Source organism: Methylocella sp. (assembly GCA_037200525.1).
In the GTDB taxonomy this organism is placed as follows: Bacteria; Pseudomonadota; Alphaproteobacteria; order Rhizobiales; family Beijerinckiaceae; genus Methylocapsa.
In genome coordinates this window covers 2,933,342-2,954,999 of record JBBCGG010000001.1, presented here as the reverse complement: position 1 = coordinate 2,954,999, position 21,658 = coordinate 2,933,342, and the positions used below count along the sequence as shown (strand labels likewise).

The 21,658-nt window shown below is 58.0% G+C and carries 22 protein-coding genes, 1 tRNA gene and 1 pseudogene; 13 read left to right on the top strand and 11 right to left on the bottom strand.

The window, feature by feature from the left end:
- Positions 1–91 precede the first annotated feature (91 nt).
- From WDN46_14500 to WDN46_14485, 4 genes are all read left to right on the top strand, one after another.
- On the top strand, positions 92–1,015 hold the full coding sequence (locus tag WDN46_14500) for a metallophosphoesterase (protein ID MEJ0094591.1): 924 nt from the start codon (positions 92–94) through the stop codon (positions 1,013–1,015).
- A gap of 58 nt (positions 1,016–1,073) precedes the next feature.
- The gene (locus WDN46_14495; protein ID MEJ0094590.1) at positions 1,074–2,057 is read left to right on the top strand and encodes a histone deacetylase family protein; all 984 of its coding nucleotides are present in this window, start codon (positions 1,074–1,076) and stop codon (positions 2,055–2,057) included.
- 350 nt (positions 2,058–2,407) lie between these two features.
- Entirely contained in the window at positions 2,408–3,718 is a 1,311-nt protein-coding gene (locus tag WDN46_14490; GenBank protein MEJ0094589.1) for an outer membrane beta-barrel protein, read from the top strand.
- 855 nt (positions 3,719–4,573) lie between these two features.
- Positions 4,574–4,840 (top strand): hypothetical protein, encoded by a 267-nt coding sequence (locus WDN46_14485; GenBank protein MEJ0094588.1) that lies wholly within the window; start codon positions 4,574–4,576, stop codon positions 4,838–4,840.
- A 394-nt stretch (positions 4,841–5,234) separates the two neighbouring features.
- On the opposite strand, the gene WDN46_14480 is transcribed toward WDN46_14485, so the two are convergent.
- Entirely contained in the window at positions 5,235–6,545 is a 1,311-nt protein-coding gene (locus tag WDN46_14480; protein ID MEJ0094587.1) for a nucleotide disphospho-sugar-binding domain-containing protein, read from the bottom strand.
- A gap of 1,053 nt (positions 6,546–7,598) precedes the next feature.
- On the opposite strand from WDN46_14480, the gene WDN46_14475 reads away from it, so the two are divergent.
- From WDN46_14475 to WDN46_14465, 3 genes are all read left to right on the top strand, one after another.
- Positions 7,599–7,934, top strand: a complete 336-nt coding sequence (locus WDN46_14475; GenBank protein ID MEJ0094586.1) for a hypothetical protein — start codon at positions 7,599–7,601, stop codon at positions 7,932–7,934.
- 98 nt (positions 7,935–8,032) lie between these two features.
- Positions 8,033–8,326, top strand: a complete 294-nt coding sequence (locus tag WDN46_14470; GenBank protein ID MEJ0094585.1) for a YciI family protein — start codon at positions 8,033–8,035, stop codon at positions 8,324–8,326.
- 124 nt (positions 8,327–8,450) lie between these two features.
- Entirely contained in the window at positions 8,451–8,879 is a 429-nt protein-coding gene (locus tag WDN46_14465) for a hypothetical protein (protein MEJ0094584.1), read from the top strand.
- A gap of 34 nt (positions 8,880–8,913) precedes the next feature.
- Here the strand turns inward: WDN46_14465 and WDN46_14460 are convergent, their stop codons facing one another.
- Complete coding sequence (locus tag WDN46_14460) at positions 8,914–10,347, bottom strand: AAA family ATPase (GenBank protein MEJ0094583.1); 1,434 nt, start codon at positions 10,345–10,347, stop codon at positions 8,914–8,916.
- A gap of 458 nt (positions 10,348–10,805) precedes the next feature.
- Here WDN46_14460 and WDN46_14455 point away from each other — a divergent pair, with 458 nt between their 5' ends.
- Positions 10,806–11,627: an IS5 family transposase gene (locus WDN46_14455; protein ID MEJ0094582.1), complete on the top strand. Its 822-nt coding sequence runs from the start codon at positions 10,806–10,808 to the stop codon at positions 11,625–11,627.
- 133 nt (positions 11,628–11,760) lie between these two features.
- Here WDN46_14455 and WDN46_14450 read toward each other — a convergent pair whose 3' ends face one another.
- Positions 11,761–12,549, bottom strand: a complete 789-nt coding sequence (locus WDN46_14450; protein ID MEJ0094581.1) for an outer membrane protein — start codon at positions 12,547–12,549, stop codon at positions 11,761–11,763.
- A 354-nt stretch (positions 12,550–12,903) separates the two neighbouring features.
- Between WDN46_14450 and WDN46_14445 the strand changes: the two genes are divergently transcribed.
- Positions 12,904–13,554: an SOS response-associated peptidase gene (locus tag WDN46_14445; GenBank protein ID MEJ0094580.1), complete on the top strand. Its 651-nt coding sequence runs from the start codon at positions 12,904–12,906 to the stop codon at positions 13,552–13,554.
- A gap of 458 nt (positions 13,555–14,012) precedes the next feature.
- Here the strand turns inward: WDN46_14445 and WDN46_14440 are convergent, their stop codons facing one another.
- The 6 genes and pseudogenes from WDN46_14440 to WDN46_14415 form a co-directional block, all read right to left on the bottom strand.
- Positions 14,013–14,588 (bottom strand): hypothetical protein, encoded by a 576-nt coding sequence (locus WDN46_14440; protein ID MEJ0094579.1) that lies wholly within the window; start codon positions 14,586–14,588, stop codon positions 14,013–14,015.
- A gap of 11 nt (positions 14,589–14,599) precedes the next feature.
- Complete coding sequence (locus WDN46_14435) at positions 14,600–14,956, bottom strand: hypothetical protein (GenBank protein MEJ0094578.1); 357 nt, start codon at positions 14,954–14,956, stop codon at positions 14,600–14,602.
- A gap of 38 nt (positions 14,957–14,994) precedes the next feature.
- Positions 14,995–15,447 (bottom strand): hypothetical protein, encoded by a 453-nt coding sequence (locus WDN46_14430; protein MEJ0094577.1) that lies wholly within the window; start codon positions 15,445–15,447, stop codon positions 14,995–14,997.
- Between the two features lie 81 nt (positions 15,448–15,528).
- Positions 15,529–16,697, bottom strand: a protein-coding gene (locus WDN46_14425; GenBank protein ID MEJ0094576.1) for an IS3 family transposase whose coding sequence is annotated in 2 segments (ribosomal slippage) — positions 15,529–16,433 and positions 16,433–16,697 — 1,170 coding nt in all. Because the reading frame shifts where the segments join, the coding sequence is not laid out codon by codon here.
- 45 nt (positions 16,698–16,742) lie between these two features.
- A complete protein-coding gene (locus tag WDN46_14420) occupies positions 16,743–17,075 on the bottom strand; it encodes a hypothetical protein (GenBank protein ID MEJ0094575.1) in 333 nt (110 codons plus the stop codon).
- Between the two features lie 296 nt (positions 17,076–17,371).
- Positions 17,372–18,138, bottom strand: a pseudogene (locus WDN46_14415) (IS5 family transposase).
- Positions 18,139–18,253: 115 nt separating this feature from the next.
- Here WDN46_14415 and WDN46_14410 point away from each other — a divergent pair.
- From WDN46_14410 to WDN46_14400, 3 genes are all read left to right on the top strand, one after another.
- The gene (locus WDN46_14410) at positions 18,254–18,481 is read left to right on the top strand and encodes a hypothetical protein (protein ID MEJ0094574.1); all 228 of its coding nucleotides are present in this window, start codon (positions 18,254–18,256) and stop codon (positions 18,479–18,481) included.
- Positions 18,478–18,945, top strand: coding sequence for a hypothetical protein (locus WDN46_14405; protein MEJ0094573.1), 468 nt, complete (start codon positions 18,478–18,480; stop codon positions 18,943–18,945). Before WDN46_14410 ends, WDN46_14405 begins: the two co-directional genes overlap by 4 nt.
- Positions 18,946–19,145: 200 nt before the next feature.
- Positions 19,146–19,520 (top strand): hypothetical protein, encoded by a 375-nt coding sequence (locus tag WDN46_14400; GenBank protein MEJ0094572.1) that lies wholly within the window; start codon positions 19,146–19,148, stop codon positions 19,518–19,520.
- Positions 19,521–19,533: 13 nt separating this feature from the next.
- Here WDN46_14400 and WDN46_14395 read toward each other — a convergent pair.
- Positions 19,534–20,702, bottom strand: a protein-coding gene (locus WDN46_14395; GenBank protein MEJ0094571.1) for an IS3 family transposase whose coding sequence is annotated in 2 segments (ribosomal slippage) — positions 19,534–20,438 and positions 20,438–20,702 — 1,170 coding nt in all. Because the reading frame shifts where the segments join, the coding sequence is not laid out codon by codon here.
- Positions 20,703–20,818: 116 nt separating this feature from the next.
- On the opposite strand from WDN46_14395, the gene WDN46_14390 reads away from it, so the two are divergent.
- The gene (locus WDN46_14390) at positions 20,819–21,493 is read left to right on the top strand and encodes a tyrosine-type recombinase/integrase (protein MEJ0094570.1); all 675 of its coding nucleotides are present in this window, start codon (positions 20,819–20,821) and stop codon (positions 21,491–21,493) included.
- Between the two features lie 23 nt (positions 21,494–21,516).
- On the opposite strand, the gene WDN46_14385 is transcribed toward WDN46_14390, so the two are convergent.
- Positions 21,517–21,592: transfer RNA gene (locus tag WDN46_14385), tRNA-Asn, on the bottom strand.
- Positions 21,593–21,658 lie beyond the last annotated feature (66 nt).

Genomic DNA, 21,658 nt, shown 5'->3' with positions numbered 1-21,658 from the left:
AAGACTATTCTGGGAATCTCGTTCCCGAATTAAGCCGAACTCTACTCAACTATGGGTTGGTTCCTCCCGAGCGATGCGGTAGAGTGTTTATATGAGCAATCTTAGCCGTCGGCTTTTCCTACAAAGCGCCGGCGGCGTCGTTTGGGCGACTGCTAGCCTTGGTTCCTATGCTTTCGCATTCGAGCCGGGCCTGCGCCTCAAGGTGACCTCCTATGCCGTCGCTCCTCCAAACTGGCCACGGGATCTAACCCTCAAGGCGGCCGTTCTGGCCGATATTCACGCCTGCGACCCATGGATGCCGGCGGATCGAATTCGTTCAATCGCCGAGCTGACCAACGCTCTTCAGCCGGACGTCATCTTTCTCCTCGGTGATTTTAGCGGCGGGCATACGATTTTGACCGACCCGGTCATGCCCGAGCAGTGGGGCCCCGCCCTTTCGGTGTTAAAGGCTCCGCTCGGCGTTTTTGCAGTGCTTGGCAATCATGATTGGCTCCACGGCGCGCTGCCGAATTTGCCGAGCGACGACGCCGTGGGCGTACGCAACGCGTTAATCAACGCCAATATAAGAGTCCTTGAAAATAACGCCGTCCGGCTAAGCAAGGACGGTCAACCCTTTTGGGTGGCCGGCCTTGGCGATCAGATCGCGGGACCAAGGGATCGCGAGAGCCCCGGCGGCGTAGACGATCTGCCTGGAACGATGGCTTTGATCGCCGATTCCGCGCCGGTCGTGATGCTCGCGCATGAACCGTTCGTGTTCCGGCGCATGCCGGATCGGGTCGCGTTGACCTTATGCGGACACACGCATGGCGGCCAGGTCAATCTGCCCGGCCCGCAAAAGCGCTATGCGCGGATCTTCGGGGATCTGGTCTACGGGCATATCATCGACAAGAACCGCCATCTGATCATTTCGGGCGGTCTTGGCACGTCGCATTTGCCGATCAGGTTTCTGCGGCCTCCCGAGGTGGTCGAAGTCACCATCAGCTCGTCCGCCGCGGCGGACGGCATTCAAACCTGAGCGATCCCTCTGGGGCGCCGCCCGAGGCCCATTGTAAACTCGCTCTTCCGAATAGATCATGGTTGCGGCGACCGCGGGCCTCGCCAGCGCGATCCATGAGCGAGTTCTTTTGGTGACCACTCTTTTTGTGACCCATCCCTCAAGTCTCGAGCATGATGCCGGTCCTGGACACCCGGAACGTCCGGACCGCATCCGCGCCATCGAACGCGCATTCGAACATGAGCGCTTCCAAGCCCTCCATCGCGCGCTGGCCCCCGGCCTTGTCCGCGAGGCGCTTCTTCGCGTTCATCCCGCGAATTACGTCAAGGCGATCGAGGCCGCCGCTCCCGCCGAAGGCCGCAGCCGTCTTGATGCCGACACGGTCATGAGTCCGGGCACGTGGGACGCTCTCAGCCACGGCGTCGGGGGAGCTGTGGCGGCGGTCGATGAAGTGATGCGCGGCGCGGTGAAAAACGCCTTTGTCGCCGTGCGGCCGCCCGGCCACCACGCTGAGACAGCCCGGCCAATGGGCTTTTGCTTCTTCAATTTTGTCGCGGTCGCAGCGCGCCATGCGCAGGCCGCTCATGGCGCGGAGCGCGTGGCGATCGTCGATTTCGACGTTCACCACGGCAATGGGACGCAGGAGATCTTCTGGAGCGACCCGACAGTTCTTTATGCCTCCACGCATCAAATGCCGCTCTTTCCAGGCACCGGAGCAGTCGATCAACGGGGGGAGCACGACACCATCGTCAATGCGCCCTTATCGGCCGGCGATGACGGCCTCGCATTCCGCGAAGCGATGACCAGCCGCATTCTGCCGCGAATCGAGGCTTTCGTGCCGGACCTGATCGTCATCTCGGCCGGTTTTGACGCCCATCGCCTAGATCCGCTCGGAGGCCTCAATCTCGTCGAGCCCGATTTCGCCTGGGTCACGACGCGGCTGATGGAGATCGCCGAACGGCGCGCCAATGGGCGCATCGTCTCGATTCTCGAAGGCGGCTATGATTTGGACGGTCTCGCCCGCTCGGCGGCGGCGCATGTATCGGCGTTGATGGAGGCGTGACGCCGCGCGATCCGCCCTCAAAATGGCCGAGGAACGCGACATCGGCTTCGAAAAGTTTACGTAAATGAGAATCGAAGCGGCGGACAAATCTTTATTCTCCCGTGCGGCGACGTGGGCGATTGCGGCCACAGCTGCGGCAAGGGGGAGCGACGGAGGAATTACCGGCTCCCTCTGACCTCTATTTAAGCAAATACAGTTCCTTTAAGTAGCAATATGGCGCACAAACGCCCCAACTGTGGCAGGAACACATCAGACATAGCAAATCAAACTCGCACAAGATTGATTGATTGAATGTCCACGCATCCTATGCGCTTTTTATAGTTCTCGACGGCGCTAATGGGAGTGGAACCATGGCTACGCTATCAAGATCATCCGTCCTGCCGACGCTTTGCGCCAGTTTTATCCTGCTCAACCTAGGACAATTCGCGCGCGCCGCAGATCTCGCGCCCGCAAAGCCGCCGCCCTCCTGGTGGGATACGTTTGCAGTAACCGGCGCAGTTGAGGCCGGCATCACCATAAATCCGGCTGACCCCGCAAATGGGCTGAACTTCGGGCATCTGTTCACTGACAAAGCAAACTCTCTGCTGCTGAACCAGGCGTTGCTGACAATCCAACGTCCAATCGATCCGACGTCGAAGGACTATGATTTCGGCTTCAAGATTCAGGGCATGTACGGGTCGGACGCGCGTTACACCCATTTTCTCGGCGAACTCGATTACGCCATCAACGACAGGTATCAGCTCGATGTCGTCGAAGCCAATGTGCAGGTCCACCTGCCCTGGCTGTTCTCTGGCGGCATCGACGTCAAAGCGGGCCAATATGTCACTTTGGAAGGCGCCGAAGTCATTCCCGCAGGGGACAATTTACTTTACTCGCATTCCTATATCTTCAACTTCGGCATTCCCTTCAAGCTGACCGGCATCACGGCCGTCGCCCACGTCATTCCCGAGGTCGATATCTATGCCGGCGTCAATACTGGCGTGAATACGACCTTCGGCAATGGTCAGGGAGACAACAATGGCGGCGCCGGGTTTGAAGGGGGAATCGGACTGAACCTGCTAGGCGGCAATCTTACGGTTCTGGCGATCACAAACATCGGTCCGCAAAACGCGGATACGCCCGTCGGCATCGCAGCATGCGGCGGCTGCAACCCGAACTCTACGTTGCGCTTTCTGAACGACATGGTCGTGATCTGGAAGGCGACCGACAAGCTCATCTTCACCACCGACGTCAATTACATCCACGACGACGCCGCAGGCGGCCTCGACGGCTATGGCATTGCGCAATATGCGGCCTACGCGATCAACGATTGGCTGAAGATCGTCGGCCGCGCCGAGGTCTGGCGCGATAACAACAACTTCTTCGTTTCGTCTCTCGGAGCCCCCGGCAACTTCAATTTCGCCAACGCCCAACACGGTTTCCCTTTCAACGGCGGCTTTCCCGTGGCGGGGGCCTTTGCTCCAGCTCCGACAACTTATCTCGAGCTTACTCTTGGTCTCAACATCTCCGCCCCGGCCATTCCGGAGGCGCCGTTCTTGAAAAGCATTACAGTCAGGCCTGAAATTCGCTATGATTCCTCGTTGAACAGCACCACGCCCTTTGATGTCGGAACAAAAAGCTCGCAGCTTACATTTGGCGGCGACATTATCGTGAAGTTCTAACAGTCCGTTCCATTTTCATCATTAGCGATGCGTCCAGAAATCATCCCGAACAGTCTGCGGCTGTTCGGGATGATGCATTGAGACAACGCTTAAATCGATCTCCAGCTTGCGCTAGCGCGGCGCGACCGGCGCTTCGACCTTTCGATCGAAGGGTGCATGCGAGTCGCCCTAAAAGGCGCCGGCCGGAGAACGCCGCCAGGCCCATCGAAAAGGCTGGTCCGTAAAGCGTCCACGCCTTTCGTCAGCGCCACCGCAACTTCATTGAAATCCGTCAGCCGCCGCCTGATCGCTCGCGCTGCCGGCCGCCAAGCGCGCGGTTCCTTCGTCCCCTGGCGCAGCCCCGGCACAGCCTGATTCTCCGCATTAAAACTGGGAAATTAGTCAATATTGCTGCCTTAAATTCGACAATCCAAGGTTGCTTTTAGCCGCGCACTCGCCGCCGAGGTCGGCTCGCGACTGTCGATTCTGAAGCGTTTGGCAGCCAGCTTACAAGTGCAACAGTCGTGAAATCCGCGTGCAACAGTATCAATTCAATGTCTTCCCATTCGATATGCAATTCTAGCCGGTTCTGTTTGGAACCGGACCAAGAAGTGCGGGCTTTCCCAGCGGGGAGCCGGACCGCTTCGCTACTCCCTTGAAGATTCAAGATCGTCTTCAAGGCTCAACGACAGCGATTCGGCAGATTGGATAAACCGCCCTTGCCGCCCTTTCAACGGGCTGGCGGGGGTCCCGCTAAAAAAGGACCAAGGGCACACACCCATTAGACGCGGCCTGCCTGCCTCGCCTCAATGGTCGTGACGCTCAAATGCGAGGTTACCGATGGCATCATATACAAAAAAACGTGGAGACCGGCTTATGCTCGAAGTCAGCGACGAAGAAGCTGCTCTGTTAGAACTCCTTCGGAAGCACAGGCCTGGATACAATCAGCTCCTCATCAGTTCGCTGGGCGGCCATTGGTGCATCGAGAAGAGCGATTTGAGAGTGAACGCGCCGCGCCAAATCGGATTTGGCGATACGTTTGAAGAAGCCTGGAGCGGGATCGCCGCAAGATCGAGGGCGTCAGAGGTCTCGGATCGGCAGGCGCGGCATCTGAAGGTTGTGAGTCCTTCGCACGTGCGATAATCGCTTTCGTCGCAATCATCACGTAACCGCGCGCTGGATCAGTCGATGCGACGTGAGATGCCTTCCAATGACTGCGCTTGCGGCATACCATACGGCCGCTAGCCGCAGCGCCTTTGCTTGCCCATCGACCAGCATCATACCGCGGAAGTACGAAAATACCTGACGCCGGCTCGCAATATACGCGCAAGCGGGCGACGATGGGCGCAGGCGCGACGTGGTTGCGGTTGAAAAGTCCTCCCAAATCGACGGCGCTCTGTCACCGCGATCTCGTACCCCTCGCCGAAAAAAATCCTCGCCCGCACGAGGCGGCCGAGGATGCGAGGACCGGAAGCACACACCTTAATGCGCTGCAAGCATTAACGGCTCGCAGCGCGGAATCCTTAGCGCTGTCGCATCACTGGGCTGCTTCTTCGGCGTAAATGCCCGAGACCTGACGAAGGATCCGGAGGATTTCGGATCGCGTATCGGCGCAGCCGAACTCCTTGGCCATGGCTGAGGCGCGCGCACGATAACTGGGTTGATCCAGAACGGCCCGGATCGCCTCGCGTAGCGCCTGCGGCGTCGGATCGTTGGTGGCGAGATTAATGCCGACCCCGGACCAGGCGACACGGATGTTGACGTCGGCTTTGTCTTCGGTCAGCCCGGCTGTGACAAGCGGAACGCCAAAGCTCAGAGCCTGATTGACGCTGCCATAGCCGCCGTTAGTGACAAGCGCATCGATCTTGGGCAGCACCCATTCGAACGGCAGATAGCTGGCCAAGCGGACATTGCTGGGAATTGGCCCGGGTATGGAATCAATTGGACGACCGCCGGCGGTCGCGATCACGAGCACATCAGGCTCGTTGGCGAGCGCCGCGAGCGTCGGGGCGACCAATTGGCCGAAATCGAAATTATTCACCGTCCCCTGAGTGACCAGCACGACTTTGCGCGAGCCATCCAATTCGTCGGCCCAGGTCGGGACAGTGGCTTGATTCGGAACGATTGAGACGGCGCCGACGAAATGCACCGTGTCGGGCACATCGCGTTGCGGAAGCTCGAAACTTGGAACCGTCAACTGCAGATAGGCGTCTGGCAACTTTATGAGAGCATCGAAAAGATCGATGGATAATGGCCGGACGCCCAAGCCCGCCAGGCGATCGTTCAAGTACTCGCGTATAGGATCAGTCACATCCGCTTTAGTCTTTTCGAAGATGGCGGCATATTCTTGACGCTGGGCTTCGCTGCTTGCTGGCGGCAACCCAAGGAAATGCGGCGCTCCGTCCTCACGGCGCGCAAATAGAAGCGTGCTTCCACACAAAACAATAGCCGGACGTTCCGACCGTGGTCCAAGCAGCATCGGCAAGGCGCCAAGAAATAGATTGTCGGCGATAATGACGTCAGCCGGGAAGTCCCGCAGAACCTGCTTCAGGCCTTCATGCTGAGCTGGGACCGGGTCGATGAACACGCGCGTCATCGTAAAGCGCGCCTCTTCAGGCCCGAGAGGTATGTTTTTCCGTTCGGGAAATGCCGCGTCGATGTCGCGCAAGTCGAGGTCGGCGCCCGCCGGAAAGGCGCGGAACGCCGCGCCGATGCCTTCAATGCGGTCGCGCAGAAAGCTCGCGGATATACCAACGACCTCGTGGCCTTCATCGATCAAGATGCGCCCGATCGCAAGCAATGGATTGAGATGGCCGGTTGCGGGGGTCGACGCGATAAGAAATTTCATGCGATCTCGTCACTTTAGATTGGTAAAAAGGGCGCCGAGATTGTGACCGCATCGTTCCGAGCGCAGTCCAACTCATCGGCTCGAGCAACGAGAAGCTAACGAGCGCGAGTTACGGCCAGACTACTGATCGGCGTCAAATGACTACAGCCGCAATGCGGGATGTTGGCGCAACGCGAGGAAAGGATGCGGAATCGCTTCATCTCGATGCGCCGAAAATCGCGCTCGGTGCTGCGCAATCATCGAGCACCGCGGCGGGAATGTTAGATGCCACAGAAGCCAATAAGCGCTCGCAAAATCATCCAACGGATCGAAGCGTTGAGAGACAAGATCGCCGCACAGCGTGGATGAAGAGCTCGCCCGGAACTGAAATGAATCAGTTATGGCAAGCGCTCGTTTAAGATGAACGGATGCAGCTAAAAGTCTGAAGCATAAGGTCGGCGCGAGAATTGGCCGCCAGAAAGCCAGCGACAGAGGATCGGCTGGTAAGCCAATCCTCCTAAAGTCATACGTAATATAATTTAATGACCATGCGATGCAAACCAACAGTTGTCAATAATCAATATTACAGCTTAAGGCGGCAGCCCATGGATTCGACAGCGTTTGCCTGATGATAGCCTTCGAGCCCGCAGCCCGATCGAACCCGAACGAGCGGGGGCCTGAAGGCGGCGTCAAATTCAAAGATGCAATGAAATCAATTTGGTGGGGAGGTAGGCCAACTCTTAACTAGTGAAATCAATTAGTTATCACATAGGTGGGAGAAATATTGCCGCATATAATTTCAACTACTTACGGCTGGTAGTCTCCCACCTTTTCGTGTCGCATTCATTGCAGCGCGCCCCGCGCCTCTGCTAGCCTTTCCTCGTGGCCGCAATCCTCTCTTTTTCATTCCGAGGAGCGTCAGGAAAGCGTTGATTCCCCGCTGGGCGTCTGGTCCGCTTTTTGTCCACCGGTTGGCCTATGTTACGCTTGCAACGATGGCCAAATGCCCCAGCCGCAGCGTCCACGAGCCCGTAAAACCGACGTAGCGCCGGAACGGGTTCGAGTCGTGCGATCGTGCCTAAGCCGGCAGACCCGAAACAGCCCGGCCTCTTCGACCGCCCGCTCCCCAAGTGGATTCCGCCCTGCCTGCCAACGCTGGTCGCCAAGCCGCCATCCGGCGAGAAGTGGATCCACGAGATCAAATGGGACGGCTACCGGGTTTCAGCCTATGTCTCGGGCGGCAAAGTGACGATCCGCAACGGCTTCGACTGGACGCCGCGCTTTCCGGCTATCGCCGGCGCCCTGCTCCTGCTCCCGGTGCAGTCTGCCGTCATCGACGGCGAAGCGGTCATTCTGGACGCAGCCGGTTGGTGTCGGCGCCGCGCACGACGATGCCTTGACTCAAACTAACCCCACGACCATAAAAAGCCGGGTCAATTCTCAGTGGAAATTCCTGGCCCTCCCAGGTCAGTTCTCAGCGGAAATCAACACATTAGGAGCTTAGACCAATGATCTACGCTTGCATCATGGACTACGGCGACAAGGCCGAGATCCAGCGCGTGCGCCCCAAGCATCGAGCCTACCAGCTCAACCTAATCGGCGAGGGCAAGGTGATCTCCGCGGGCACCCTGCTTCAGCCAGACGATGGTGGCCTGTTCCTCTACGAGGCGTCGTCGCTGGAAGCGGCGCAGAAGATGGTCGATGACGATCCCTACATTCTCGAGGGGTGCATCACCCGGCATCGGCTCCGCGAATACGAAATCCACGGGGCCAACGGCGCGCTTTTGCGCAAGACCGGCTGACCCAACGCTGCGGCTTAAGACAGCTTTAAATCCGGCGAGGGCCGCCAGGCGCTCGCGGGCCGACAGCATCCGAAACAAGCCGCCCATCCTGCTCAGCGAGGAATACGGCGGTGACGGCGCGGCGATGTTCAAGATCGTGAGCGAAAACGAGCTTGAGGGGATCGTTTCCAAGCGACTTGATCGACCGTACCGCTCTGGGCCGAGCAAGGACTGGCTCAAGACGAAATGCGTGCAGTCTGGCGAGTTCGTCGTGATCGGCTACGAGCCATCTGCGGCCGTGCAAGGGGCGGTTGCCAAGCTTCTGCTAGCTGCCAAGGAGCCGGAAGGGCTCCGCTATGTCGGTGGGGTCGGGACGGGCTTCTCGGCACCCGTCTCAAAGGAATTGAAAGAGGGGTTAGACTTCATCCGCACGGAACAGCCCGCGATCAGCGGTTTGAAGGTCGCCGGCGCTGTCTGGACAATGCCAATATTCCATATCGAGATCGCCTATCGTGGATTGACCGGCGACGGGCTGCTGCGGGCCGCAAGTTTCAAAGGAATTGTAGAAGTCTGAATAAAGCGGTATCGAGAAGTTCGGATGGGCGGAGCTAGGTATAGAGAATAGCGTCCCGTACTCCTTCTAGTAGATATTGGACTTCGTTGACCGGTTTTACCTTAGCCCATTCACTACACATAGCCTGCCATAGAACGTCACCACCGCACCGCAGCTGGTTAGCCGCCGCCTTAACCCACTCATGGTGATCCGAAAGCGTCATAGCCTTTTGGCATGCGTCCGACACGTCCGAATAGTCGCGGCTTATGCGTACATGTATGTCACCCCAGCCCCCTTTGCCCAAGTTATCGAATACGACCCGCTCAGGAGCATCACCACCCGGAAGCAATATGCATCCGTCCGCAGTCTCCTGCTCACCATCGAGGAATATGACGGTCGGCCGAGGAAATCGCTTTGCCTTTGCCATTTGGCCAAGCGCCACGCCGAGATTTGCTGTTCCGTAGGGAATAATGCGGCAACGAACGAACAGATCTGGTGCATGTTTGCTAAGTATTTCTGCTAACCACGTCTTAGCCCGCTCGTCTTCGACATAGACCTCGCAATCCGGATGGTCCTCATCGTCCATTTTTGTCATGGCAAATTGCGGAGTTACTCCGTTGACAATCGATCTTCCAGAGCTATTGCGCAGAATATAAATTCTAGCATTCATTGGTAGCTCTTCTAAGATAGTAGAAGAGTGAGTGCTAAGAATTATTTGACATTCAGTGTCTCGAGCAATGCGCGCTAAATCTCGTATCAATCTGCGTTGGGCGCGTGGATGAAGAGAAGATTCAATTTCATCAATCAGGACGAGACTATATTTAGTTATGTTTTCGCTGATCAGTTCCGCTGTAGTTAATTCGCCCATGCCATGATGATAACCTGAATATGGCATACTAGATTTAGATAAAACAGGAATCTCTCTATTATCATCTATGCTTGAAATAGCCATTTTAGCAAAATCGTATTCTTCGCCCATAATGAACGATAATCTTTGCAGTTGATCCTTATCAAAATCTTTGGCAGATTTTTCCTGATGTTTTGTTTTTGCAATTCTTGCATAACCAACACGAGTAGAGACGGGTTGCAACCTATCCAAGCCAATATAAGAGACGCTTCTCAATGGCCTAGCGGGTTGGCCGAGCCATCGCGTTGTCGGTTTTCTTATCGAGCTTTCTGAAGGCTTTTCGCCCTGGCGATAGGAAAATCCAATACGGACGTTGTCTATGTGATCCCAAGCTGTTTCCGGAAAAAACTCGGTTGGATACCAAGTTCGCCCATCGGGGTTCTGATATACGCACGCCGCAGACTGCAAAATTGTGCTTTTTCCCGAGCCATTTTCGCCAACGATGGCCACTATGGGGAAATCGAAAGATATCCGCTGCCCATGCCAGCCTCGGATGCCGCTAATCTCTAGCCATTGAAGCCACTTCGGCCAGCCATTACGCGCGCTGCATTTCGCTTCAAGTCGGCGCATTTCAGTGCTCAACGCCATCGCAATCACCCTGTCCTTGAAATCCCAAGGAAGGCATAGAGCCCCCCGACTATTTTGTATATATGAAAATTAATATGGACTTTGCCTAGCGCTGCCGGCCGATGGCGACATATTGATCTAACGATGGGGGCTGCCGTCGACTAATTATCCGGCCCCTGGCAAGGGACCTAATGCGTCAACATTAGCGGATCTATCGCTAGCCTAAGCCGCGCTTTTATCGCCCTTGATCACCTTTAGCCGGTGTTGACTCTCCGTCGGGAGATCCAGCGGTCGCGGCGGCGAGTCGAGATCGATGAAAAATGCGCCCAACGACTCTGCAATGCCTGTCTGCGTTCCCACGGGGCAATCGCCGGCGAGCGGCGAGGATGCATTGGTTGCCCCCGATTGACGATCGCTCTTAGAGTCTGTTTGACAACTTTGACATGGTTCTTTGGTTATGATTCACGCTTTCGATGTGGACAGCCAAGAGCCGTGGCCGAATGGCCAAGATTGAGAAGAAGACGAAGCGCTATCCGAGCGACCTGACTGATGAGGAATGGTCTTCGGTCGAGCCGTTTCTGCCGAAGGCGGGAGCGACCGGAAGCCCCCGACGGACAGACCTGCGCGAAGTTTTGAACGCCATCCGGTATCTGGTGCGGTCGGGATGTGAGTGGCGGATGCTGCCGGTTCACTTCCCGCCCTGGCAGACGGTGTACTGGTGGTTTCGCCGCCTGACCCGGCGTCTGATGTTTCGCACCCTTCACGATGTCGCCTTGATGATCGACCGCGCGCGGACGGGCCGCAACGCCGAACCGAGCGCGGCGGTGCTCGACAGCCAGTCCGTCAAAGCCCCGGCGCCGCAGGGAACACGCGGGTTCGACGGCGCCAAGAAGATCGTCGGGCGCAAACGCCATATCGCGGTCGACGCCGACGGACGTCTGCTGATGGTCAATCTCACCACGGCCGATATCGCCGACAGCACAGGCGCGCAAGCCGTTCTTGAGGCCATCCAAAAACGCTGGCCGCGGGTCAAACACCTGTTCGCCGACAGCGCCTACGATCGCCAGCGACTGCTCGACAAAGCGGCTTTTCTCGACTTCACCGTCGAGATCGTGCGGCGTACCGAGGCCGCATTCGTGATTCTGCCGAGACGATGGGTCGTCGAACGGACCTTCGGATGGATGACCCGCCACAGGCGTCTCGTCCGAGACTACGAGGCCCGGATAGACGTCTCTCACGCCATGATCGAGGTCGCTATGGCCGGCTTGTTGATCCGCCGGATAACCCACCCATAGTTGTCAAACGGACTCTTAGACGCGTTCCACGAGCGAATGTGCCACCATCGCCTGCAGCGAGAACGCGAGAAAGCCCGGCCAATCGGCCGAGCCTTCCCTGCTTCCCCTGAAAAGAAAGACGACGAGCTAGATCTCAGTACTTGGCGACAATCGGAGCGGGCGGAGCGAACGTGTCGAACTTGTAGCTGACGCCGGCCTGCACCTGGTTTTCGGTAGTGTGGCGGTTAGCAAATGCGCCGACCGAAGCCAACAGAGGAAAGTTGAAGGAATTGCTGGCAAATACGGTGGTATGGCCGAAATCGGAATAGCGATATTCCGCCCGGATCGACCAATTGTTGGTAATGGCATATTCAAGGCCGCCGCCGACGGTCCAGCCAACCCGCGTCGACGATGCGCTGTCGAACCCAAACGGAGTCGAAATGCTGCTGTTTACGCCAGCAAAAGCGACGCCGCCCGTGGCGTATATCAGGACGCGATCCCAAGCGTAGCCGAGGCGGCCACGGACCGAGCCCATAACGTCGACGTTGGAATGGACAGTAACGGGAGGGGCGAACCCTGGGAATACCCCATTCTCTGAAACGAATCCAGAGAAAGTCTTGTTCAGGCTGGCGCCATCGACACTGCCTTCGAGGCCGATGACGAACTGGTTCCACTGCAGATTATAGCCGACATGACCGCCGCCGATGACGCCGCTATTGCTGACGCTTAAGGAAGAAAAGTCACCAAAATTATCGCCGATGTTACCGTTTGAGGTACCCCAAGCATAACCAACCTGAGCACCGATATAGAAGCCGGTCCAGGTAAAGATCGGCGCTGGCGGCAGATATACCGGCGGCGGAGCACGGGAAGGAAGATCGGCCGCAAGGACCGACCCTGTCAGCATAATGGAAGCGACGGAAGCAAGTAGAGTATGCCGTAACATTCGTTCCCCCCTTAATTTTTGGTTGACCTCCTCAACTTCTGCTTGTTTCTGCTCTTTTACAACCTTTTGTGACGATAAGAATGCCGGTTTTTGGGCGATGTGGCTTATCGGTTACACAAAGTCAGGTTGGCTATATTGCTCCAACCGGTCACTGAGGTGTTCGGGCGATCCCAGCCTCCCCTCTGCCGCCCGATGAACGCCTCCTGCTAAGTTGCATCGGGATCGATACTGGCTCTGCAGGTGCTACCGGTCGGCGAATGCATTCCGGTCGCTCAAAGAAAAGTGGATCCTTTGGGAACGGCACGGCATTGGCGCCGATTGACGATCGCTCCTCTGACGCGATTTCGTGAGCGTATGTGCAACCTCTACTCCATGACCCGCAATCAGGATGCGATACGCCAGTTGTTCAGGTTCCGGCGTGATCTGGCCGGCAATCTGCCGCTGATGCCGGCCATCTTCCCCGACATGATGGCTCCGGTGGTTCGCAGGGCGTCGGACGGCGAGCGCGAGCTGTCGCTGATGCGCTGGGGCTTCCCGCCGCCGCCGAACCTCGGCAAGGTCCCGATCACCAACGTCCGCAATCTGGCCTCGCCGTATTGGCGCGGCTGGCTCAAGGCTGAATGGCGCTGCCTTGTGCCGGCGACGTCGTTTTGTGAGTGGACCGACAGTCGGCCAAAGGTCACCAATTGGTTCGCGCTAGATGAGAGCCGGCCCCTCTTCGCCTTCGCGGGGATCTGGCGGCTATGGAGCGGTGAGCGGAAGGGCGAGACGCGCGAGCACCGTCTGTTTTCGCTTCTGACGACAGAAGCGAATGAGATAGTGCGCCCGATACATGCCAAGGCCATGCCGGTGCTGCTCACGACGCCCGAGGAAATGGATGCATGGCTCGAAGGATCGATCGAGCAAGCTATTGCGCTTCAACGACCTCTGCCGAACGAAAAGCTCAGGATTGTCGCGAAGGGAGAGAAAATGGACGAGGCTGGCAGTCCCGCCCTCGGCTTTTGAAAAGGAACCCCCGCTCGCCGGAGGTGAACGGCGGCGGGGGCAGTTCTCACTACCGGAACACGATCGTTGGGCCTTGGGGAGTTTCATGCAACGACAAGGGGGTGGCGAAACGGCCCGGCTCCCGCGGGACGGAGACCCGCGATTTTTGACCAGACTGGAGCTCGACTGCCCCTCCAGCATAGTCGGTCAATACGAGTGGAACAGCGATGTTACGACGTGATTTCAACTTCGAAAAAAGTCGCCGCAAATCGAGGATTGTCGGAAAATGGGGACGATTGAGGCCAACCAATCGCCCCCACTCCATAACAAATTGTTGCGTTCTTAAATGTTGCAACACTCGGTCCGCCACATTTGTGGGTCAAATCACGACCAGCAAAACCCCGAAACAGGAATGCCAATTATCGTGATGGTTGTAAATTTGTCCTTCCGTGGACCAGCGCCACTAATCTCAACCATGTTCACTCGATCTTCGCGGTCCACCTATGGCCGGCCGTCGTCGCTGTGACCGTAATCGCCTCGGTCGAAACCGGTCCCGTGCCCGTGCTATAAACCCCACAGGGGGCTAGCTCGATCGATCCGCCTGCCGTCGTAGATGCAGCAGCCGTGAAGTTGATGAAGAGGCTCTCGGCCGTCGTGATATTTTGCGAAGCGGCTGTGCACGGATTCTCGATGAAGATCGTCATTCTAGCAGAGACCGACGCGACCAAAGTCTGAGAGGTGCCGCCCGTCGTTACCGCGCCGCTGCGATCCGTCAGCGTCTTCACGTTGGGGACGATAGTGACCGCAACAGCCTGAGCCAGCGGAGTTGCGCCACCCAGAGGCTGACTGATCGCGCCACCGCCGCCACCTCCTCCACCACCCGTGCAAGCGGCGCCGGTCTCGTCGATTACCGGAATGCCCTGACTACCCGGATTATAGATCGCCGGCAGAGAGTCGCATGAGGTGACAACGAACGCGCGCATTTGCGCATGAGCCGCAGCCGGCGCCAGCGCCAGCATCGCAAACAAAAGGACCTTGACCACCAATCTAGTCATTGCAGGCGTCCTCATTTTATGTGCGTCAGCAGCCAAGCGCCCACGCCGGACGCCAAACCCCCTCCAAGTCCACCCAGGAGCGAGTTTCGTATGTTCCGCGCGTCGGCGCCTTTGCGTTGGTTCTCGCTGGCTATGAGCTGATCGAGGTCCTCGCGCATATTCTCTACGGATTCAAAGCGATCGATGAGCGCTTCGAACTTCGCGACAAACCGCTCGAGATTGAGGGAAAGCTGGGCTAGCGGCTTAATCCCCTCTTCGAGATTTCTGATCCTGGCTTGGTTGTCCGATGTGAGTGCAACCATTTCTTTTTCCCACGTCCAGCGCTCGTTGAGCAGCCGGTGTTCACGATTTTCGCCTTCGTCCGCCATTTCGAATTATCCCCTGAAAGCCTTCCTCGGCGAACTTCTTAGGTGGTCACGAGACCTGCGGCCGCCGGCGGCGCGGCGATCGGCGCGGGCGATACAACGACAGGCGCGGGATTGCTCTCGACGCTCGCCTGATAGGCGCCAATCGTGCTGAGGGCCAACGCCTTCACCTCATCGGGAGTGATGCCCAACTTCGCGACAACGGGCCCGGCATTAGCGATCGCGGCGTTAGCGACCCGCGCCACCTGCGGCGACTCGACGTTGACGTTGATCGTCGAGAGCTTGTCGACGCCTTCGCCGACCATGCGATGCACTTCGTCCGCCATCGCCTTGCGCACGAGATCCATCTGCGAACTGGAGATCTGGATCTTGAGATATTTACGCGCGAGATTCCCCACGGCGCCGAGTCCCGCGAGGATCACGACCGCCGCGACGTCCTGGATGGCGGGCTTCAGAAATTCAACGACCGGCCCGATGCTTACGAGCGTGTTCATGTCAGCGTCTCCGTGGGATGGACGATGCTGCGCACATCCGCTTGGAGTGGCCTGCCCCCATGGGGTGATCCAGTTTGAATGTTAGTGCATTGTCGGCCCTGGCGCTATTGCTGGCGTGGCGGGCGAAGCTGGTCCGGATTGCGAAGCCGGCCATTGCAGGGTCTCCGGGGCTGGCGGCTTGTAGCCCAGCGATGAGTGCGGGCGCACGGTGTTGTAGTGGCGTCGCCATCGCTCAATGACGACCTTCGCCTCCTTGAGAGTGTAGAAGATTTCACCATTCAAAAGCTCGTCGCGCAGCTTCGAGTTGAAGCTCTCGCAATAGCCGTTCTCCCAGGGACTGCCCGGCATGATGTAGGCGGTCTTCGCGCCGACGGCGGCAATCCAGTCACGCAACGCCTTGGCGATGAACTCCGGGCCGTTGTCGGAACGAATGTGGATCGGAACCCCTCGCAAGATGAAGAGGTCCGAGAGAACGTCGATGACGTCCGCTGCCTTCAGCTTCCGGTTAATCCTGATCGCGATGCATTCGCGGGTAAATTCGTCGATGATATTCAGCATGCGATATTTCCTGCCATCATGAGTGCGGTCCTCGACGAAGTCATAGGACCAGACGTGGTTGGGGCATTGCGGGCGCAGCCGGACGCACGAGCCGTCATTGAGCCAGAGACGCCCGCGCTTGGGTTGTCTGGCCGGAACTTTCAGCCCCTCGCGTCGCCAGATCCGCTCGACCCGTTTGACGTTGACCTTCCAGCCTCGCTCCCACAACATCGCCGTGATGCGGCGGTAGCCATAGCGGCCGTACTGGATGGCGAGCGCCGTGATGTCGGCGATCAATGCCGCTTCGTCATCGGGCTTGGTCGGAACCTTGCGCTGCGTGGAGCGATGCTGACCGAGAACCCGGCAAGCGAACCGCTCGGAAACGCCATGTTCGGCGATCACATGCTCCACGCAGGCGCGACGACGCGCGGAGCTCAGAAGTTTCCCGAGGCAGCCTCTTTCAGGATCAGCTTCTCAAGCGTCAAATCGGACACCGCTCGACGGAGCCGCGTATTCTCCGCCTCCAGCTCCTTCAGCCGCTTCACCTGATCGCCCTTCAGGCCGCCGTATTCCGACCGCCATCGATAGTATGTAACTTCCGTCACCCCTATCGAGCGGATCGCCTCCGCGACCGGTCGCCCTTGCGCGCTAAGCACTTCGACTTGCCGTAGCTTCGCGACGATCTCTTCCGCCTTCTGTCTTTTCCTCGGCATTGCGCAGTCCTCCATCAGGCTCATAAGCCCATACTTCACGGAGGATCACTTTTCAGGGGGCAGACCAATGCGCTCCATGTAATCGTCGACATCAAGGGAGGTTTCCGCCGAGGTGAAGGCGACGTCGACATGGCGCTGGGTGGCGACCGTGAGGAGGAACTGCTGTTCCGTCGTGTCCTGCACGGAAATGCTGGGGCCGTCCGTCACGGTGTACTGGTTGGCGTAGCGGATACGAAGCTGCGCGCCGATCTTGGCGCCTTCGTTGCCGAACTGGTCTTCAAACTGGCGGGAGACGTTCTGAATGAAATAGTTCGTGTTCAGAAACATCCGGATCGAGTACCGCGTGATCATAGACGGCGTGAGGATATTATTAGCCATCGGGATTGGCTCCTATAGGGCGCGCTATCTCCGCAGCGCAGTGATTTGGGGGAGCGGCCGGGGGCCGCGTTCATCTCTGTTCCCGAGACAGAGAGAGGTGACGGGGTAGAGCCTTTCGGCTCTCGCAGGCATTGACGGGGCCGGGCCCGGACGCTTTGTCAGTCAGGAAGGCCGAACCGTCAGCCTTCCAATCATCTTCGGCGCGGCCGCCGAAGGATTATCGACGCGTGTTTCTTTTCGCGATCATCTCATTAAAGCCGGCGTCAAATTCCGCGTCGCTAGGCAGTAGTGACGAATTACCTGAGCATGATAGCAATAGCGGCGAGCAATACGAAGCCTCGGTAGTTTGCGAGGAGCTTGTCGTATCGGGTTGCGACGCGCCGGAACTGCTTCAGTTTATTGAAGAAACGCTCGACGAGATTGCGCTCCTTGTAGAGCGCCTTGTCGTAGGGGAGCGGCGCGCGGCGATTGGATTTTGATGGGATCACCGGCTCAGCCTCACGCATAAGAACAGCCTTGCGCAAGTGATTGGCGTCATAACCTTTATCGGCGATGATCGCATCGGCCGCAAAGCCTTCGATCAGGGCGTGCGCTTTTGTGATGTCGTTGCGCTGCCCAGGTCCGAGAAGGAGCCGAACGGGGTTGCCGAGCGCGTCTGTCGCGGCGTGGATTTTGGTGCTCAAACCACCGCGAGAGCGGCCCAGGCCTTGGGCATCCGCCCCCCTTTGGCGATCCTTGCGCCGGCCGCGTGCTGATGGGCGCGCACGATTGTTGAGTCGATCATCAGCCATTCGAGATCGGCCTCGGCGGTGAATGCCTCAAGAAATCCGTCCAAGGCGCCGCGCTCGATCCAGCGATAGTAGCGGCGTTTCACCGCCTGATGGTCGCCGAAGCGTTCGGGCAGATCGCGCCAGCGGCCGCCCGAGCGGGCCATCCATAACAGCGCGTCGACGAAGCGTCGATTGTCGCAGCGCGGCCCGCGCTGGCCGGCTCTTCCGCCTGGCACAAGATCACAAAGCCGCTCCCATTGATCGTCTCGCAGCGCATCGACATCCCGAATCATCAAGGCTGATCTCCAAAAATCAGCCTTGAATCATGGAAAGATCCTCGCGAGAATCCCCCAAACGCCGAATTCGTCACAACGGCCTAGTGGTAAGACGCTGTCGCCCCTCGATGTTTTGGGCGAGGTAATTAGGGAGCGCGACAAGCTCCGCGAAACCATCGCCGCCAAAGACGCCGATCTGGCGTTGATGCGGGAGGCGCTGGAGCCGTTCGCAAGGACGCCGTGGCTTTCCGAAATCGAGGAAGATGATCTCGTTATCTACAGCAACGGAGGTCAGGTTTTGACATGGGGTGACCTTCGCCGCGCCCGCGCCGCCCTTCAGGCGAGTAAGGAGAAGGCATGAAGAGAATTTATGTTGCATCGTCTTGGCGGAATAAGCATCAGCAAGCAATCGTTTCAATGCTCCGCGAAGACGGCCACGAGGTCTATGATTTTAGATCGCCGTTTTTCGGCATTAAGGATGGCTTCCGCTGGACCGAAATTGATCCGAACTGGGAAGCATGGACGCCAAGTTCATACCGCGAGAAGTTGCTAAATTCGGCTACTGCCGCTCAAGGATTTAATTCCGACTTCCGCGCCATGCGCTGGGCTGATACCTGCGTGCTCGTGATGCCATGCGGTCGCAGCGCTCACCTTGAGTTAGGATGGTGCGCCGGCGCCGGAAAGCACACGATCGTCCATATCCCAGAACCGTGCGAGCCGGAGCTTATGAACATGATCGCCGACGACATAACGGTCAGCGATGAGGAATTGCTCAGTTCGCTCCGAGGCCGAGTTTCCGGCGCGCTCGAGAAAGGCCAAGCCTGAACCATGAGCCGCCGTCCCGCCCGGTTTACGCAAGCTGACATAGCCCGCGCGCTCCGCGCTGTGGAGCAAACGGGTGCTAGCTTTGCGGTCGAAATCTCCCAGGATGGTACGATTAAGCTTACGCCATTCAGCGAGGCTCGGCGTGTGATGCCAACACCCCCGGTTGCAGGCGGTCGCAAGATCATATTTTAATGCGGTCCATGCCGAAGCCTAGGTGGCCCTTCCTCCAGAAGCAGACGACACGCCATGGCGCGACGGTATGGTATGTCCGCAAAGGAAAGGGGCGCAGGACACGTATAAAGGAAAAGTTCGGAACTCTGGAGTTTGAAGAGGCCTATTACGCGGCGGTGGCCGGGAAGATGTCCGCCAGTGTTCCGGTTGAATCAGAAAGCCTTACTTGGCTAGTTGATCGATATAAGGAAGCATCGGAATGGACAAGGTTATCGTCAGCTACCCAGAGCCAGCGCGGCAATATTTATAAAGTGATGCTAAAATCCGCTGGGAAAGAGCCGTTTGCTGCCATCACAGAGGAAGTCATTATTGATTCCCGCGATTGGCCTGCCCCCATGGGGTGATCCAGTTTGAATGTTAGTGCATTGTCGGCCCTGGCGCTATTGCTGGCGTGGCGGGCGAAGCTGGTCCGGATTGCGAAGCCGGCCATTGCAGGGTCTCCGGGGCTGGCGGCTTGTAGCCCAGCGATGAGTGCGGGCGCACGGTGTTGTAGTGGCGTCGCCATCGCTCAATGACGACCTTCGCCTCCTTGAGAGTGTAGAAGATTTCACCATTCAAAAGCTCGTCGCGCAGCTTCGAGTTGAAGCTCTCGCAATAGCCGTTCTCCCAGGGACTGCCCGGCATGATGTAGGCGGTCTTCGCGCCGACGGCGGCAATCCAGTCACGCAACGCCTTGGCGATGAACTCCGGGCCGTTGTCGGAACGAATGTGGACCGGAACCCCTCGCAAGATGAAGAGGTCCGAGAGAACGTCGATGACGTCCGCTGCCTTCAGCTGCCGGTTAATCCTGATCGCGATGCATTCGCGGGTAAATTCGTCGATGATATTCAGCATGCGATATTTCCTGCCATCATGAGTGCGGTCCTCGACGAAGTCATAGGACCAGACGTGGTTGGGGCATTGCGGGCGCAGCCGGACGCACGAGCCGTCATTGAGCCAGAGACGCCCGCGCTTGGGTTGTCTGGCCGGAACTTTCAGCCCCTCGCGTCGCCAGATCCGCTCGACCCGTTTGACGTTGATCTTCCAGCCTCGCTCCCACAACATCGCCGTGATGCGGCGGTAGCCATAGCGGCCGTACTGGATGGCGAGCGCCGTGATGTCGGCGATCAATGCCGCTTCGTCATCGGGCTTGGTCGGAACCTTGCGCTGCGTGGAGCGATGCTGACCGAGAACCCGGCAAGCGAACCGCTCGGAAACGCCATGTTCGGCGATCACATGCTCCACGCAGGCGCGACGACGCGCGGAGCTCAGAAGTTTCCCGAGGCAGCCTCTTTCAGGATCAGCTTCTCAAGCGTCAAATCGGACACCGCTCGACGGAGCCGCGTATTCTCCGCCTCCAGCTCCTTCAGCCGCTTCACCTGATCGCCCTTCAGGCCGCCGTATTCCGACCGCCATCGATAGTATGTAACTTCCGTCACCCCTATCGAGCGGATCGCCTCCGCGACCGGTCGCCCTTGCGCGCTAAGCACTTCGACTTGCCGTAGCTTCGCGACGATCTCTTCCGCCTTCTGTCTTTTCCTCGGCATTGCGCAGTCCTCCATCAGGCTCATAAGCCCATACTTCACGGAGGATCACTTTTCAGGGGGCAGACCACGATAAACGCAGAGATACGCCATTTGCTGGAAATGATTTCTTGAAGGCGATGCGCGGTTTATTTCAATGGGCAGTCAAGGCTAAGCACTTAACGGTTGATCCGACAAAGAACGTCGATGGATTCGGTCACAAAACCAAAGGTTTTCATACCTGGACCGACGAGGAGATCAGGCGCTTCGAGAAGAGGTGGCCGATCGGGACGCGAGAGCGCTTAGCGCTGGCAATATTGCTCTATACAGGTCTGCGGCGGGGCGACGCGGCTAGGCTCGGCAGACAGCACGTCCGGGATGGCCTGATCACCATGACGACTGAAAAAACAGGGACAATCGTCGAAATCCCCATTTTGCCTGTGCTGGAAAAGATTATCGCCGTGAGCAAGACCGGCGATGGAGCCTTCGTTGCCACGCCATCCGGCGACCCTATGACCAAGGAAAGCTTCGGAAACTGGTTCCGCGATGCCTGTAATGCAGCAGGTGTGCCTGGCGCAGCACACGGTCTGCGTAAGGCCGGCGCCACGCATGCAGCAAACAACGGCGCGACCGAAGCAGAACTTGAGGCGATTTTCGGCTGGACCGGCGGTCGGATGGCGTCGCTTTATACGAAAGCAGCAAACCGGAAGAGGCTTGCGCGCGGAGCAATGGCAAAAATGGCGAGAGAGGAATCTTCAGATCCTATGCCCCCACCACCCGAATTCGGTGAGGGCCTTGTGGCGGAAACCACATAAAAATCAATAGGTTATTTATTGGTTGGCTCCCTGAGCAGGACTCGAACCTGCGACCGATCGATTAACAGTCGATTGCTCTACCAGCTGAGCTATCAGGGACCGCGCGCTAGGGCGAACGACGCGCCGATGCGAACGAGCCGCATATAGCAAGCTTGCAACGGTTTT